Raw genomic sequence first — 16,805 nt, forward strand, 5'->3', positions numbered from 1 at the left:
TTACATTCAAATCTATGTGGAATTTTATCTTTTAACTTCAATATTCTAAGCCAAAATATTATGACCCCTGCTATCAAACTTGCCAAACAGCAAAGCCTTGATTATAAGTTGCATGAATATACTCACGACAGCACCGCCGCCTCTTTCGGACTAGAAGCAGTAGAAAAACTGGGCATTACTGCCGAGCGGGTGTTTAAAACCTTGGTGGTGACAACCGACGCAGGTGCGCTGGCCGTAGCGATTTTGCCGGTCGATCAAACGCTAAATTTTAAAAAAATGGCGAAGGCTTTATCGAGCAATAAAATGCTGGCTTGTAAAAAAGTACAAATGGCTGAGCCTAAATTGGTCGAACGGTCGACGGGTTATGTGCTCGGTGGCGTTAGCCCATTGGGGCAAAAAAAGCGCCTACCGACGCTTATCCATGCCGCCGCGCAACAGCAAGCGACTATCTATGTGAGTGGCGGTCGCCGAGGTCTAGAGATTGAGTTGCCACCTGAGCAATTAGCGACCACGCTTAACGCGCGCTTTGTAGATATCATCGATGATTAGTATTCAAGAAGAATTTTACACGCCGTTTATTCTGCGCCTTTGTCATTTGCTCTCAATAGTGTTTGCGCTGCTTATTAGTAGAATTGCTATTTTTAAATAAGGATGTTACCCATGCCGCATTTAACCATTCAAGTGACGCCAAACGTCACGATTACTCATGAAGAATCATTTCTAAAAGCATTAAATCAAGCACTATGGGACAGTGGACACTTTGGTAAACCTGCTGATATAAAAGCCCGTATCGTACCGATTGAGACGTTTTTGGTTGGCGTGGAAGATGACGAGCAGCGCAACGGCTTTGTTTATGCGCATCTAAAAATTATGAGCGGCCGTGACGAAGTCATACGCCATCAACTCGCTGGATTATTGACGGCTGCTATAGAAGAAAGCTTGAATGCACAGCAATCAGGACGCGCCGACATCCAAATCTGTGTTGAGGTCGAAGAGCTCAGCGCGATTTATCATAAAAAAATGCTGAGCTAAACGTTAGGCTCAATTGTTTATAAGAGTGATTTATAAAAATGACAGACCGGCTATTTATCTGCACATAGCGACTTACTGGCAAACTTAGGCAGTACCATGACCTCAGCTTTATAACCAGCGGTTTCACCGTGAGTCGCCATTAAATTGCGGGCCATACGTAAGCGATATTCGCCAGTTGCGGGTAAGCAGCCTTGATAAATAATCCCGCCTTTGGTGCCATCATATTTACCATTTGGCATATGCAGGACGCCGACATTGGCGGTCTCAGACGTGCCAGTAAGCGGCGCAATATTAATGATGGCATATTGCGCAGCGGCGGCATTAAAACGATACCAGCGCTCCTCTTCTTTAGGATTTAATTTACCCGTAACCACGCTACTAATAGCACCTTTGGCAAAATGAATGGGAGTGTCGCTGGTTTTAGCCAGCGCACTATTTGCGCCAACGCTGATTAATACGGCACTCAATAATAGCGTTTTTAGCGCTCGTGTACTTGATAAAGCGGTTCTGTTATTAATCGACAACATCATTACTTCCTTATTAAATTATATTTTATCAGCTGTCTATTATTTGCATGTCTATTACTTGATAACTATGGTTCTAGTATCTTCTCTGACTTTATATTAAGCATAAAAAAGCGCCTAATGAACAGGCGCTTTTCTTGTTAATTATTTGCTCAATTGTGAAGCAATCTTAGTCTAGGAAAGCAAAGTTATCGATTGCCATTGCCGTCATGCTCTCGCTTGGAGCAACCATACTTTCAGCATGGCCTGAGGTACGCGGTAAGATTTTATCAAAGTAAAACTCTGCAGTTTGAATCTTAGCTTTGTAGAATTCTGGTGACTCAGTGCCGCCTTTTTCAAGCTTGTCATAAGCGACCGCCGCCATGCGCGCCCAGTGATAACCCATCATCACATAGCCTGAGTACATCAAAAAGTCATCTGATGCCGCAGAGATGATTTCACGGTCTTTACGCGCCATCAGCATCAAGCGTACGGTCAAAGTGTTCCACTCAGCACATAGTTTGGTCAGTGCCCAAACGAATTTACGCATGTCTTTATCAAGCGCATACTCGCCGCACCATTTCATAATGCTTGAGGTGTAATCACGGATAATTTTACCTTTAGACTGCAAGATAACTTTACGACCGAGTAAGTCAAGCGCCTGTACGCCAGTGGTACCTTCGTACATCGTCGCAATACGGGCATCACGAGCGATAAGCTCCATGCCCCATTCTTTGATATAGCCGTGACCACCGTAGATTTGCTGACCGTGTTTGGCCGCTTCAATACCAAGCTCAGTTAAAAAGCCCTTTAGGATAGGCGTATAAAAGCCCAATTTGTCATCCCATTTTTCAAACTCGGCGTCATCACCGTTTGCAACGCCTTGAGACATTTTGTCGGCATAGCGCGCTGAGTGATAAATCATTGAGCGACCGCCTTCAGCAAAGGCTTTTTGGGTCAATAGCATACGGCGTACGTCGGCATGATGAATAATCGCATCAGCCACTTTTTCAGGGTCTTTCGTGCCTGATAGCGTACGCATAGAGCGACGGTCTTTAGCGTATGGTAGGGCGTTTTGGAAAGACAATTCAGTGTGCGCCAAACCTTGAATACCAGTACCGATACGAGCAGTGTTCATAAAGGTGAACATCGCTTTCAAGCCTTTATTTGGCTCACCAATTAAGTAACCAACTGCGTCATCGAAGTTTAAAACACAAGTTGACGATGAGCTGATACCCATTTTGTGCTCGATAGAGCCACAAACCACGCCATTACGCTCGCCAGATTCACCTTCAGCATTTGGCAAGAATTTTGGTACGATGAACAATGAGATACCGCGTGTGCCTTCTGGCGCATTTGGTAGACGAGCTAAAACGATATGGACGATATTGTCGGTTAAGTCATGCTCGCCACTTGAGATAAAAATCTTGGTACCGCTGATTTTATAAGTACCGTCATCTTGCGGGATGGCTTTTGATTTAACCTGACCCAAGTCAGTACCACACTGCGGCTCAGTCAAACACATGGTGCCCGACCACGTACCTTCAACCAATTTAGGTAAATAAATCGCTTTTTGCTCGTCGGTACCGTACTGTAGTAAGGTGTTGATACAACCAGTTGATAGGCCAGGATACATCGCCCAAGGCCAGTTAGCCGTACCCATCATTTCAGACTTAATAAGGTTGATTGACATCGGTAAGTTCATACCGCCGTACTCTTCAGGGTACGAAATACCTTGCCAGCCGCCTTCGACGAACTGGTCATAAGCTTCTTTAAAACCTTTAGGCGTAGTGACCACACCATTTTCAAAATGACAGCCTTCTTCATCCGCTGGCTGGTACAAAGGCGCTAAGACATTTTCAGCAAAGTCAGCAAAGCCTTGCAAAATCATATCGACGGTTTCAGGATCGGCGTTTTCGCCATTGTCTAGGCTTTTATAATGCGTTTGATAGTCAAAAACATCATTTATCAAAAACTTGATATCACGCAAAGGTGCTTTGTAAGTTAACATAGTCGCTCTCTTTGATTATTTCATTAGCATAGTTCGTTAGCATAGACTGTCGGCTCATTAATTGAGCTATGGTTCATGTAAACGGGAGTTTAATTATCTGGGATAAAGGCAGACAGTATCACAGGTCGTCATCTAAGTTTATTAAGAACAGCTTGTCCATTTTGATAACCGTTAAGGCATCCTTGATAAAAAACAGCTGTCGTAGCATTGAGGTCAGTATAAATCTTCTATAGCCACAAATATACAACCGATAACTAATATTCATAATATATTAAAAAACGTAAAAATTTAAGTTATAAATATAAATGGTTATTTATTTATAAACAGGCATCAATACGTCCAGTTTTATAAACAACCATAGTTTTAGTACAGGTTGCAGCGTAAGTTTTAGTATAGACAGCGGGATAGACGCAAAACAACCGTTAAGTGTATGAGTTGCGTGCCCAAACAGAATAAAGGAACACAATTTATGAGCGCACCAAAGCGCAATTTAGCATACCAAACAGAGCAGAAAAAGACGCCAGTATTTTGGCTAATGGCAGTAGTTGGGCGGTTAAAAAAACTCATCGATGGTGAGCTTAACCATTTATTAACCGTCAACCGTAGCAAACGACCGTGGCACATGCCGATTATCGCTGCAATTACCATTAGTTTTCCGGTATTTGTCGGGGCGTACTTTGATGCTCTGCCGTCTGGTATCAAAGCGTCGTTAGGGGCGATGGTTATTTTAAATACACCGTTAGCAGGTAAGCTGCCGTTTCGTTTGGTGACGGTGATGGCATGGGGGTTTGCGATGTCGCTGTGTTTTGCGCTGGGCCTGATAGCGCAGCAAATTCCGCCATTAAAATTGCCGATATTTACCTTGATGGCGTTTGGTATTGTAATTTTTGGGCGCTATTATCGCCAGCCGCCGCCCGCAGGTTTGTTTGTGATGATGGCGGGGGCGATTGCGCTATTTATCCCGCTGCCTTTAGAAGACGTCATGCCGGCCACGGGGTTGGTGATGCTCGGTAGTGGTTTTGCTTTGGTGATGGCGCTGCTGTATTCGCTGTTTTTATTGGCGACGCGCCCAGCGACACCGACGCCGACCTATAGCTATGAGCCCGATACCATAACAGAGAGTCTGATTGTCGCCGGTTTTGTCAGTCTATCTTTAGTCATCGCGCTGAGCTTAAATTTATCAAATCCCTATTGGGCAGCGGTCAGCTGTTTTTTGATTATCCAAGGTATTCATTTGCGTACCATGTGGATTAAGCAAATTCATCGTTTGCTTGGCACCCTGGTTGGCGTTGGGCTGGCGGGATGGATGCTGGCGTGGGGTTTGCCGATATGGGGCGTGGCGCTGGCGATATTAAGCTTAATGCTGTGTATTGAAACCTTGGTCGACCGCCATTATGGCTTGGCAGTGATATTTATCACACCGCTGACGATATTCATCGCCGAATACGGTAGTGGGTTGCCGTTTACTGAGCAAGCTTATCAAGAGGTCATTTTAGCGCGTTTGTTTGATACCATGATTGGCTGCGTGGTGGGGCTAAGCGGCGGGGTGGTGATGCATTCGACCGATTTACGCGTGCCGCTGCGCCGGATGGAGAATTGGCTGCTGGCGCGTTTTAGCTAAATTTTTTAGCAGATAAAAAGCTGTATGATTTCTATTCATATGGCTTTTTTAGTCGCGGTTTAAGCTGTTCATTCAATGTACTTATAAACTGTCGATGACTTGCGCAACATCGACTTTATGTTCTGTCCAACGCTCAAAACTTAACGCCGCCTGCCCAATAAGCATGCCATAACCGTCTGACGTTTGTGCGCCGCGCTTGGCAAAATGCTGTAAAAATGGCAGCTCACGTCCGTACATCATATCGTAAGCATAATGAGTGTTTAATTGGTCGCTAAGCGGCAGCGTATCGCCCGATAAGCCAATCGAGGTAGCATTGATAATGATATCAAACTCACCGCTTAGCGTTTCAGTGCTACAGGTTTTAATCTGCTGCCTTGCAATCGTCTCACTTGCAGCGCTTAGCTCAGTAACCAAATTTATCGCTTTATTTAATGTACGATTGGCAAGGGTAAACTCGCTGATACCCGCTTCAATCAATGGCAATATCACCCCGCGCGCCGCGCCGCCTGCGCCGATAATCGCCACGCGCGCGCCCTTTAGCGGCCAATCTAAACTTGTTATATGATTGACCAGACCTTGGCCGTCGGTATTATCACCATATATCGCCTCAGCTATCGGCGTGCCATTTTTTAACAACGTTTTATTGATCAACAAAGTATTAACAGCGCCTGCAACCTTAGCGTGTTCAGACAAGCCGCCACGCGCCGCGCAGCACTGATAAGCTACTTGCTTAAAGGGCACAGTCACATTAGCACCAACGCCGCCGCCCTGAAAAAATGCCTCAATCACCGCAGTAAAGCTGGCTACATCATCAGGGCAATACTGGCGCTGATAGCTAATCTCTAAGCCTGTCTGCACAGCGAACTGCGTATGGATTTCAGGGGATTTGCTGTGGGCAATCGGATTGCCTATAACGATAAAATGCTGGGTCATAAAGGGTCCGCTGCTTGTAAAGGGTGAAATATAGGCAAAATCAACAGGTGAGAAGTTATCAATAAAAAAGTGGCCGTTTAATTATCTTATGCAATGTCATTTAATAAATCCTACTTATCATAGGGGATAACGTTAACTTTCACAAACCTATACTAAACCAACTAAGCTAAGCCAATTATGCTAAGTCAATAAAAGGGCTAAAAACGGAGCTGCTCATTAGCCAAATAAATCATGCCTTTATCTCGTGAGGTCTTTAACAAATCTGTACTCTGCCGGAGCGGTAAGTGTAAGGTAAAAGCTAGTCAAGTGTTAAGCAGTTGGGTAAACTAGGGAGCATGAAGATTTCAGTCGGCCTTGTGTTACGATGATTAAAAGGCAATATTTAACAATTTGACTGCTACCAAAGCCTATAACCAATAAGTTATATAACTATAAAAGTTTAACAGACATTTTTCGTTATCAGCGGCAGCAAACCCCGCTCGTTAATACCGTTTTTGGATCCCTTTAAAAGTGTGAGTACATTGCCCATGTGGAATAAAAGCCTACAGACCTTGATGGTCAGTACGATAATGGCAGTTGGCGTGTCTTTGAGCGCCTGTAATAGCAATACAGAGAGTGATACTGCGGCCAAAGAAGCAGGCGCTGATAATAGCGAGCAGACCGCCGCTGAGACCTCCAAGGCAGAAAACCCCAATGCCAACGCTGATCTTGATGGCGCAACAGCTGCGCAAGGGACGCCAGTAAAATACGATATCGCCTCGTGGGGCACTGCCAAAGTAACCTCCTTAAGTATCGATGAGCTTAAAAAGATACAATCAGCCTTTGGTAAAGTGGTCAGCACCGACGAAAATAGCTTGGACTATGCCAGTAATCCGGCGTCCAAATATCGCTTTATGCAGGATGATGCGCCGTATTTGGACCTGATTGATTCTGAAAAATACCTCGAGCTTGGCTGGTATTTTGCCAATCCAACCGACTCTGATAAAGAAAAAGAAATCAGTCAAAACCATGCCAAAAAAGCTTATCAGCTGGCGCGTCAATTAATGGGCGATGAAGGCGGCAAGCTGGTCGCTGATATGCTCGGCGGTCAAATCGCCAAAAATAAAACCATCGGCGGTCAAAAAGTAGAGCTGGCAAAATGCGAGTTTTATAGCTGTATGCTAGTGATTAATAAATCTGCTGCTCAAACTGCTGATAAATAAGCGGGGCTGGCCTGAATGTCGCCCAATAGCTGGATATGTTTGCAACCATCAAATGCTACACAAACCACGTTGTCGTTAGACAATCGCGGGCTGGCATACGGTGATGGTTTTTTTACCACTATGGGCGTCATCGATGGGCAGATACTGTGGTTGGACTATCATCAGCAGCGCCTTGTCTCGCATGCGACAGCCTTGCAGCTACAGTTGGACAGCCAGTTGCTATTAGCCATGTTAAAAATACATGCCAAGCAATTACAGCAAGGTATGCTAAAACTTATAATCACGCGCGCCGAGCAAGAAGTCCGTGGTTATGGTTATACACCAAATATTGGTGGCGGCAGTGCGTGCGAGATTTGGCTTAAATCCTCACCAATGGCCATTACTATCGCACGATCGCTGCCACTCGCTGATGGGCAATTTATCCCGCTACAACCTACCGCGAGCGCCATTTGCTTATCCTCTCAAATTGCTTGTTTGCCGCCAACGCTTGCTGGACTTAAAAGCTTAAATCGCCTCGATAATGTGCTGGCAAGTGGCGAGCTGCAAGCTATCAAAGCTAAGACATTGGCAGACACTATCAAGCCAAGCATCGCCGAAGGTCTGCTACGCGATATAAGCGGGCATTGGGTTGAGGGCACGATGAGTAATGTGTTTTATCAATTAGTAGAAGAGCCAGTCGCAAAATCGTCCAATCGTCCACACTCTCAAAACAACAGCAACAGCAACTATTTAACCCAAGGTCAATGGTATACGCCGTCGATGGCGCAATCGGGCGTTGCTGGCGTGATGCGGCAAGTGATTATCGATACATTATCGACTAGCAATAACCCCGTTATCATCAGGTCGTTACAAGATGAGGATTTACCCCATTTAAGCCAGCTATTCTTTTGTAATGCGCTGCGCGGTATTATGCCCATGAGTAGTCTGAGGTTATTGTCGGGTGAAGTGGTGAGTTTTGAAGCGATTTAACTGTATTTAAAGAATATTAAATTTGGTATCAATACAATCATCTGCGTACAAAATAACTTCCTCTTTTTTATACATATCTTGCGCTTTTAATAGTGCTTCTTGCTCGTTCTCTGCGCTAATCTCTATGATGTTACTTAACGTCTCGACAATCTCTATCTGAAAGATTTTCTCTACTGTCTTATCACTTTTTATTATCACTACTCTCAATACTTGCTTGTCAAAATTTCTTTAGGATTTATATCCGCTAGGTTAGCAAAAGTGACTAAAAGAAGTGATCGTCTTTTGTTAAATATGTAAAAGCTAAAAGATAATAAAAGCGCTTAATATAATTTGTGATAATGCCCACGACCGATAAATTCAATAATGCCTCTATAACGTAACACTTGTAGTTGCTGACGGATTTTATCTTTAATGTGGTTGTTGTCAGGGTGTTTAAGTTTTAATAAGTCAGAAAATGCATAAACTTGATTGAGAAAGAAGTTAGTATCTAGGCTATCGATGCACTGCCAAACATCCAATGTCCAACCACGGGTCTGCTGTGATTGCTGACGCAAAAATAAGGTTTTTTGAAATTGCTCGGTAACATTGTCGCGTGGTATGACTTGCTGGTCTTTGACCAAAAACACTTTCCCTGATTCAGGTACTTTACGCAAATCAATATTGCAGCCGACCCAGCCAGCGCGTTTGGCAGATACAGATAATGGCTTGCGTTTAATAATCATGTCCGGTTTAAAAAACTGTTTGGGGATGATTAAAAAGTTATTCACCCTATATTCTGGCGAGTAGGTCAAAAAGAAAAAGCTAGGATTATCCTCGCTATTGATACGCTCAATCATAGTGGCATAAGCACCATCATTAATAAGGTGGCTCAGTTTTGCCTTTTTACTTTTCAGCTCATATTCCTCGCTGCAATGTCCGCAATAAAAATCGGCGACGGGTTGGTTATTGGCAAATTCAACTAAGGGTTCGGCATTGCAACTGGGGCAATAACTTTGCTTAGCAACCCAATCTTCACTAAGCACACGAATTTTTTGCGATTCAGATGTATAGTTTTTGGCAAGACTTTGATTGAAATTAAGGCTCATAGCCGATTTTCTTATTAAAGGAAAAATTCAAAGTGATAAATAAGCAATATGAGTATTAAGCCATATAATTTACTCTAACCACCAAGTTAATCGATAAGCTAAGCAAATACCATTGAAAATCGTCCAGTTCAGTGCTAAATTCTAGCAAACTTCTGCCTCGCGAGTTGCCATGAGCAAGCCAACACCTGAAATACCCCCTAAACGCCCTGATGAGTCGCCAAAAAATGAACATGACAGCGCGCTGGAGCAGCCTGTTGAGACGACAGCGCCAGACAAAAAACCTATCATTGACGACGTTAGCGCAGAGGAAGTACCGGCGACGGATATCTCACTCATTAGCGGTGGCACTAAACCGCGCCACTATAAAGCTGATAATCCCTCGTTTTTTATGCAGCGTGGTTATCAGGTGTTATTGGTGCTTGGGCTGATTGCAGCGTTCTTTTTGGTGATGGTGTATCAGACGCTGTTTGGCCGTATTGAGCAGCCGCAGCAGATGGTGACGATTGAGTCGGGTCAGACGTATTATGGGCTATTGCCGCAGTGGCAGCAGCAAATACCGCTGTTTTCTGCCACGATTGCCAAGCTTTATATGAAAACGCAAATCGATGGCCCATTGCACGCTGGTATTTATCAATTACCAGAAAACCCTACCTTTGCTGAAGCCTTAGAAGTATTGGGACAAGGGGTAAAAGCGGCGATGGTCAAGGTACAGATTATCGAAGGCAAAACCTCAAAAGATTTATATCAGGCGCTACGAGATAATAAAGGCATCAAAAAAGAAGTACTGACGGCGGATAGCACGAATGCCAGCATCGCGCAGGAGCTGGATTTGGTTGGCATTTTGCCAGAGGCGGTAGTCAATAGTAATGACCCCATCGTCAATCACAATCTTGAAGGCTGGTTTGCGCCTGATACGTATTATTATGGCGAAGGCAGCACGGATAAGCAGGTATTGACTGATTTGTATAAGCGTCAGCAGCAAGCATTGACCAAAGCGTGGGAAAATCGCGACCCTGATCTGCCTTATGATAGTCCGTATGAAGCACTGGTAATGGCTTCGATTATCGAAAAAGAAACCAGCGTGGCAGAAGAGCGTCCTTTGGTCTCGGCGGTATTTAGCAATCGTTTGAATAAAAATATGCGCTTGCAAACCGATCCGACCATTATTTATGGGATGGGCAACCGTTATCAAGGCAATATTCGCCGTAAAGACATCGATGAAAAGACCGCTTATAACACCTATCAAATCGATGGTTTGCCGCCAACGCCAATCGCGCTGCCATCTGCGGCCTCGATTGAAGCGACTTTGCATCCTGCCGATAGCGAAGCGTTATATTTTGTGGCGACCGGTAACGGCGGGCACAAATTTACCAATAGCTTAAATGAGCATAACCAAGCGGTCAAAGAATATCTCAGCGTCATGCGTCAGAAAAAAGCACAAACACCGCCGCCATAATTTAATCCTTTATCTTTTCTAAAAACCTATCGTGTACTGAGCGTTATGGCGTCATATAGCTATCTATATAACGCCATAACGCTCATCAATGACATAAGGTCATATCATGTCAGCATCCCTACCAGATAAATCAGCGCAAGAAAAATCAGCGCAAATAAACTCGCCTAAGCATTCTACTAATACCGCATCTTTTAGTACAGCGTCCAATCAAGGGCGCTTTATCAGCTTTGAAGGGACCGAAGGCGTTGGTAAGACCACCGCTATTGAGCAGCTTTGCAATCAGCTACAAGCAAAAGGCATTGACTATCTGCGTACCCGGGAGCCGGGTGGCAGTCCGTTTGCCGAGCAGCTGCGTGCTATTTTGTTAGACCCTGACACCAAAATTAACGATGATACCGAGCTGCTACTGATGTTTGCGGCGCGCTGCGACCATCTACAGCAAGTGATTTTACCTGCACTGCAACGCGGAACGTGGGTAATATGTGACCGCTTCACCGATTCGACCGTTGCCTATCAAGGTTTTGGACGCGCGCATGGCGATAGTACGGTACGCGCTAAAATTGCTATGCTGATTGAGCAATTTGTTGAACAGTTACCAGGGCTGACCTTGTGGCTAGATTTGCCAGTATTAGAAGGCATGGCGCGCGCCAATAAACGTAGCGCTGCTGACCGTTTTGAGCAGCAAGCGACGGAGTTTTTTACTCGAGTTCATCAAGGTTTTAGCGTCCTTGCCAGCGAGCAGCCTGAGCGTATCCAGCGTATTGATGCTCAAGGTAGCGCTGAAGAAGTTAGCGAGCGTATTTGGCAAGCGGTGCAGGAAAAATTTGCGCTAAGCTAAGGTTTTTTAACGTTGTCATTTCTACTTTATATTATCCAAAAAAAGCCCTAACTCAGCAGTTGGGGCTTTTACCGTTTATGGAAAATATTAAAAGATAACTCTAGTCTTTATCTATATCCATGCTGTCAACGTTATCAAGGCTATCACCGCTAGAGTCCGGCAAACGATTGGGGTCAAGCGTGCCTTTTTTGGTTTTTGGTGCGCTGCCATTACCATTGGTACTGCTAGAAGTTTTGGTTTTCGAAGTTGCGGTCGAATTATCCGACATGACACCTTTATTTATAGCATTGGTAGAACCATTAGGAGCAGTAGCATCAGACTCTGTTGTTTGCACGTTATCTTTCTTAACCGTCGTGCTTGATACCTGAATTTTATTAGGCGTAACAGTAACGCTATCGGCCTGTTTGTCTTGTACCTTTTCTGACTCGGAGACTTCTGCTACATTGACTTCTTTAGCAGTGGTTAATGCAGTCTCTGACGTAGTGGTATCATTACTATCATCGGTAAGCTCTATTTCTTTACGCTTTTCAGGCGCTTTCGAGCTGGATTCAAAGCTGGCATCTGCCGCCGCGCGTGCCTGCTCTTGTTTTGCCGTTACATCGACCGCTTTTGGTTGCACTTCATCATCGACGACCAATGAAATCAGCTTACGATCACGCGGCACCACCCCATCGAAATTATCGGTAATCACGTGCAGTTTACCTTCTTTATCGACGGTATAAAGCGGCACAAATTGCTTATTATCGGCTTTGTATTGCTCAAAGCTATAGCTGTCGGTGATGTTAGTGATTTTGATACGCGCTTTTTTCGACAGCATACTGGCAAGCTTGGCATAAGTCACATCTTTACCAAACAACCACTGCGAATGGAAGTTGCCTTGCTTGTCATCGCGCTCGCTTTTGACCTTTTCATCACTGAATTTAAGGCGATAGATTTTACGCTCGCCAAACTCATGACGGTAATGAATCTCAGACAAGGTATTCATTTCTCTATCGGTACTCATGGCAAACAGCCGCCCAATACCGATAAGGTCTAAGTGATGGTCGGCATGGTCAGAGATAGGATTACCAAAGTAAGTACGCAGACCACTCATACGAGCTTTAGCGATATTGGTATAGTTATTGTGCGCGACGATGACATCAAAACCTTGGTCTTTTAAAGACGTCGCTACCAATAAAGCGATAGGGTTGGAGCCAACGACTAAGATACCGTTGGTTTCAGGCTCACGGACGCCCAAGAAATTACCAACCATTTTGGCGCCCAAACCTTGAATCATTACTGTGCCGATAATGACGAGGAAAACCAAAGGTACGAGCAGCTCAACGCCTTGAATATCATACTCTTGCAAGCGAATGGCAAAAAGTGATGAGATTGCAGCGGCAACGATACCGCGCGGCCCAATCCAGCTAATCATTAGCTTTTCATTGGTTTTTAGATTGGAGCCGATAGACGAAGCCCATACCGATAACGGACGCGCGACAAACATCACAATCGCGAGCAACACCAAGCCTGCAAAACCAACGCTAAGCAAGCTTGCAAGCTCAACGCGAGCCGCAAGAATGATAAATAATACCGATACCAATAAAATGGTCAGCGATTCATTAAACTCTAAAATCGTCTCCCGCGGGAATTTTGGCCAGTTAGCCAGCGCCACGCCAAGGACGGTGACCGTTAATAAGCCGGACTCGTGCTCTAAATGGTTGGAGATAGAAAACAGGAGCAGTACAAAAGCTAAGGTAAAGACATTACGTAAAAACTCAGGAATCATATGGCGGCGCATTAAAAACGCCAATAACCACGCGCCCGCTAAGCCCATGGCCACTGCCAATACTACAATTTTGGCAAACAGTAAGATACTACTGGCTTCGCCGCCTGAAATGATATATTCATAGACCAAAACCACTGCAATCGCGCCGATAGGGTCAATGATGATACCTTCCCATTTCAAAATGTTAGAAATGGTTTTATTCGGACGCACGCTGCGCAGTAACGGCATAATGACCGTAGGGCCAGTCACACAAACCAGCGCACCAAATAGCAAAGCAATCAAAGGGTCGACATCAAACAACAGGTAAGTCGATAGCGCCACAATGACAATGGTAATAAGGACACCGACTGACACCAGCATCTGTACCACAGAGCCGTGCTGCTTAATCTCATCGAACTCTAAAGTCAGCGAGCCTTCAAATAAAATAATCGCCACCCCCAATGAGATAAACGGGAACATCAGCTCGCCGAGCACCAAGTCTGGGTCAAAAGCACCCAATATCGGGCCAACAATAATACCAATCAGTAATAAAAACAAAATGGACGGTTGCTTTAAATACCAAGCCAACCATTGGGCGGCAATACCAAGCCCAACCACGCCGGATAACAATAGGGCGGTATCCATAAATTAATCCTTTTATAATCTTGTCATATTTTATATCTATTCAGGCGCACTACCAGCGCTGCTAGCGTAAGCTGCAGCAAAAGTCGTCTAAATATAGTGTTGCAATATCTGTCACCGCTGAGCGCTAAATCTAGCGCTTGTTAATAAAAGCATCAACCACACTATAAACAAAGCACAAGTAATCAAAGTACAAGTAATCAAAGCACAAGTGAGGTTGGCTATCAGTACGATATCGCCGTAAAGACAAAAGCTTTTTAGATCCCCTAAGCAGAATCTAAAAAGCAAAAGATGAAAAATAAGCTGATGATCGCCAATTTGCTAAAATAACGACCTACAAAAATTAACTTTTGTTTGCCATATAAATTATTTGGCTTGTTATCATAACATGGTTTTATTTGACGTATTCTAGAGCAATCTTTGCGCCACTTGATTCTCAGCTAATAACGCTTATTAAAGGGAGTAGTGCTGGCATGTTAGCAATAAGGCTATCTTTATGATAGAAAAGATAAAGTTTTATACCATAAGTCGAAAATGGACGGTAAACTAACAAGCATTCTTCTTTGCAAGTTTGCATTTCCCAAAGTTTATGCTGAACGCAGATAACAAAAGCAAGCGGTAAAATCTCTTAGCCAGCAATGCAAAGACCAATATAAAAATCAATTTTTAAATGTTAACTTTAGAGGTTAGCGAATGAGTAAACTGAGCTATTATCAGCATAATATATAAATAAAACGCCTAAATTATTATTCATAACGGTCCTATTCAAACCGTTTATAACAATTATAAAGACCCATTATATGGAGGGTAACATGCCTAAAAATATGTCTAAAACGTCGAATACAGCCAATTTGAGCCGTTGGTTACAGCAGAGCGCGTTGGCTATAGCGGTAGCCACTACTATGGCGGCAGGTATCAACATCGCGACCGTGCCAACTGCCCAAGCGGCCGTTACCACCGCAGATTTTTCAGGTTTGGTACAGCAAGTCACGCCAGCGGTCGCGCGGGTAAACGTCACCAAAACTGTCAGCGAGGCGGAGCTTGCTAAAGCCCAAACCGCTGAGCTATTGCGTAAGTTCTTTGGCGATCGTTTGCATATTCCTGACCAAGCAGCGACGCCCGCGATTGAACATGCCTATGGCACTGCATTTTTTGTCACCCGTGATGGTTATATGCTGACCAATCATCATGTGGTGGCAGGTGCGGACAAAATTACTGTGACGCTCAATGACAGAAGCGAGCTTGATGCCAAATTGGTTGGCAGTGATGAGCGCTCAGACGTGGCGGTGCTCAAGGTGACGGGGCGTCAATTCCCCGCCTTGCCAATCGGCGATTCTAACGCGCTAAAAGTAGGGGAGCCGGTATTGGCGATTGGCTCACCCTTTGGTTTTGATTATTCGGCATCAGCGGGTATTGTCAGCGCCAAGTCGCGTAATTTTTCCCGTGAAACCAGTGTACCCTTTATCCAAACTGATGTGGCATTAAACCCGGGTAACTCTGGCGGCCCACTATTTAATCAGCGCGGTGAAGTGATTGGTATCAACTCGCGTATTTTTAGTGGCACGGGCGGCTATATGGGTCTGTCATTCTCTATCCCGATTGATGCGGCGATGGATATTTATGAACAGTTAAAAGATAACGGTGAAGTTGCGCGCGCTTACTTAGGTATTTTTCCGCAGGATATCGACCGGAATTTAGCCGAAGCTTATAACTTAGCGCGTCCGCAAGGGGCATTATTGACGCGCGTTTCACCAGACTCACCGGCGCAAAAAGCGGGGCTAAAACCAGGCGATATTATTTTAAAATACAATGATGTCTTAATTATGGAAGCCTCCGATTTATTAAACCTGATTAATCGGGCGCGCCCTGACGATATTTTTCGCGTTCAGATTCAGCGCGACGGTAAACAAGCTATCATAACGGGTAAGCTTAGTAATGCTTCCAATGCTATGCAATCGCAAACCGGCGCACAGCAAGCCAACGGCATCAGCTTGGGACTGGCGCTGCGCAATTTAACGCCGGAGGAGCAAATAGAGCTGGCTGCTGATAATAAGACCGGCGTGTTGGTCACCGCTATTGAGCCGACGGGACTCGCGGCACGCTCGGGCATACTGGCAGGCGACGTTATCACCAATTTGCACCAAAAACCGATTAAAACGGTCAATGATTTTTCTAGCGCCGTGGCATCATTGCCCGAAAAAGGCGTGGTGACGATTGAGATAGTGCGTCAGGGCATCCCAGGTATCATTGGTTTGCGCATTGAATAGCAAAGGATAGCGTGCGTGATTAGCAGCGTTATGAATCGGCTGTCTTTATTGACAGTAATACATATCGTCCGACCATTGCTATGTTGACGATTCGTTAAAATACCTAAAAAGGTTTTATCGCTGCTAACTAGTTACGCTACACTAAGCAATTGCACTACACTAACTATTTAGTTTTCAGGCTTATTTTTTAGGCTAAATAGAGTCGCGCTTAGCATTATAATAGATTGCTAATTTTTCGCTTTATAGAAGTGTTAAGCATGAATTGTTTGATAGCGATGAAGGCAAAATATGCTACACTAGCAGGCGTTTTTATGGCTTGCAGTCAATCAAGTGGCGGCAGCTAAATAGCGTCAATCACGTTAGCATAATAAATACACAGTATAAACATCACGCAAGGTCTTGCCCTGACGTTATTTTATCAAACGTTCAGCTCCGTAGAGCTGATAGGCACACTTGCAAACGACTTATCATGTGATAGCTTTAATAAAAGCTAGGATAT

Annotated in this window: 14 protein-coding genes; 8 read left to right on the forward strand and 6 right to left on the reverse strand. The window is 44.5% G+C overall.

Translation table 11 applies throughout. The features are described from left to right. Positions 1-60: 60 nt before the first annotated feature. Positions 61-549 carry a Cys-tRNA(Pro) deacylase gene (gene ybaK, locus ACPEGP_RS09985; RefSeq protein WP_423813305.1) on the forward strand — a complete coding sequence of 163 codons (489 nt, stop codon included), beginning with the start codon at positions 61-63 and terminating at the stop codon, positions 547-549. Positions 550-660: 111 nt separating this feature from the next. Beyond that, entirely contained in the window at positions 661-1,032 is a 372-nt protein-coding gene (locus tag ACPEGP_RS09990; protein WP_068407738.1) for a 5-carboxymethyl-2-hydroxymuconate Delta-isomerase, read from the forward strand. Between the two features lie 50 nt (positions 1,033-1,082). Here the strand turns inward: ACPEGP_RS09990 and ACPEGP_RS09995 are convergent, their stop codons facing one another. Both ACPEGP_RS09995 and ACPEGP_RS10000 read right to left on the reverse strand, forming a co-directional pair. Next, entirely contained in the window at positions 1,083-1,562 is a 480-nt protein-coding gene (locus ACPEGP_RS09995; RefSeq protein ID WP_423813306.1) for a hypothetical protein, read from the reverse strand. A 163-nt stretch (positions 1,563-1,725) separates the two neighbouring features. Beyond that, positions 1,726-3,546: an acyl-CoA dehydrogenase C-terminal domain-containing protein gene (locus tag ACPEGP_RS10000; RefSeq protein ID WP_191692273.1), complete on the reverse strand. Its 1,821-nt coding sequence runs from the start codon at positions 3,544-3,546 to the stop codon at positions 1,726-1,728. A gap of 469 nt (positions 3,547-4,015) precedes the next feature. On the opposite strand from ACPEGP_RS10000, the gene ACPEGP_RS10005 reads away from it, so the two are divergent. Continuing rightward, complete coding sequence (locus ACPEGP_RS10005; RefSeq protein WP_423813307.1) at positions 4,016-5,167, forward strand: FUSC family protein; 1,152 nt, start codon at positions 4,016-4,018, stop codon at positions 5,165-5,167. 81 nt (positions 5,168-5,248) lie between these two features. Here ACPEGP_RS10005 and aroE read toward each other — a convergent pair whose 3' ends face one another. Continuing rightward, positions 5,249-6,100 (reverse strand): shikimate dehydrogenase, encoded by an 852-nt coding sequence (gene aroE / locus ACPEGP_RS10010; RefSeq protein ID WP_423813308.1) that lies wholly within the window; start codon positions 6,098-6,100, stop codon positions 5,249-5,251. A gap of 512 nt (positions 6,101-6,612) precedes the next feature. On the opposite strand from aroE, the gene ACPEGP_RS10015 reads away from it, so the two are divergent. Beyond that, on the forward strand, positions 6,613-7,302 hold the full coding sequence (locus ACPEGP_RS10015; RefSeq protein WP_323807200.1) for a hypothetical protein: 690 nt from the start codon (positions 6,613-6,615) through the stop codon (positions 7,300-7,302). 15 nt (positions 7,303-7,317) lie between these two features. Continuing rightward, a complete protein-coding gene (locus tag ACPEGP_RS10020) occupies positions 7,318-8,271 on the forward strand; it encodes an aminotransferase class IV (RefSeq protein WP_423813309.1) in 954 nt (317 codons plus the stop codon). A gap of 6 nt (positions 8,272-8,277) precedes the next feature. Here ACPEGP_RS10020 and ACPEGP_RS10025 read toward each other — a convergent pair whose 3' ends face one another. Together ACPEGP_RS10025 and ACPEGP_RS10030 are read right to left on the reverse strand one after the other, a co-directional pair. Further along, positions 8,278-8,469 (reverse strand): DpnD/PcfM family protein, encoded by a 192-nt coding sequence (locus ACPEGP_RS10025; protein WP_342343313.1) that lies wholly within the window; start codon positions 8,467-8,469, stop codon positions 8,278-8,280. 122 nt (positions 8,470-8,591) lie between these two features. Continuing rightward, the gene (locus tag ACPEGP_RS10030; RefSeq protein WP_423813310.1) at positions 8,592-9,356 is read right to left on the reverse strand and encodes a DpnI domain-containing protein; all 765 of its coding nucleotides are present in this window, start codon (positions 9,354-9,356) and stop codon (positions 8,592-8,594) included. A gap of 169 nt (positions 9,357-9,525) precedes the next feature. Here ACPEGP_RS10030 and mltG point away from each other — a divergent pair, with 169 nt between their 5' ends. Beyond that, positions 9,526-10,812, forward strand: coding sequence for an endolytic transglycosylase MltG (mltG, locus tag ACPEGP_RS10035; RefSeq protein ID WP_423813311.1), 1,287 nt, complete (start codon positions 9,526-9,528; stop codon positions 10,810-10,812). 106 nt (positions 10,813-10,918) lie between these two features. Further along, positions 10,919-11,650 carry a dTMP kinase gene (tmk, locus tag ACPEGP_RS10040; RefSeq protein WP_423813312.1) on the forward strand — a complete coding sequence of 244 codons (732 nt, stop codon included), beginning with the start codon at positions 10,919-10,921 and terminating at the stop codon, positions 11,648-11,650. A gap of 100 nt (positions 11,651-11,750) precedes the next feature. Here tmk and ACPEGP_RS10045 read toward each other — a convergent pair whose 3' ends face one another. Next, positions 11,751-14,042, reverse strand: a complete 2,292-nt coding sequence (locus tag ACPEGP_RS10045) for a cation:proton antiporter (RefSeq protein ID WP_423813313.1) — start codon at positions 14,040-14,042, stop codon at positions 11,751-11,753. Between the two features lie 809 nt (positions 14,043-14,851). Between ACPEGP_RS10045 and ACPEGP_RS10050 the strand changes: the two genes are divergently transcribed. Beyond that, positions 14,852-16,306 carry a Do family serine endopeptidase gene (locus ACPEGP_RS10050; protein ID WP_198327971.1) on the forward strand — a complete coding sequence of 485 codons (1,455 nt, stop codon included), beginning with the start codon at positions 14,852-14,854 and terminating at the stop codon, positions 16,304-16,306. Positions 16,307-16,805 lie beyond the last annotated feature (499 nt).

It is taken from the genome of Psychrobacter sp. 219-2-C, assembly GCF_049560815.1.
Classification (GTDB): Bacteria; Pseudomonadota; Gammaproteobacteria; order Pseudomonadales; family Moraxellaceae; genus Psychrobacter; species Psychrobacter faecalis.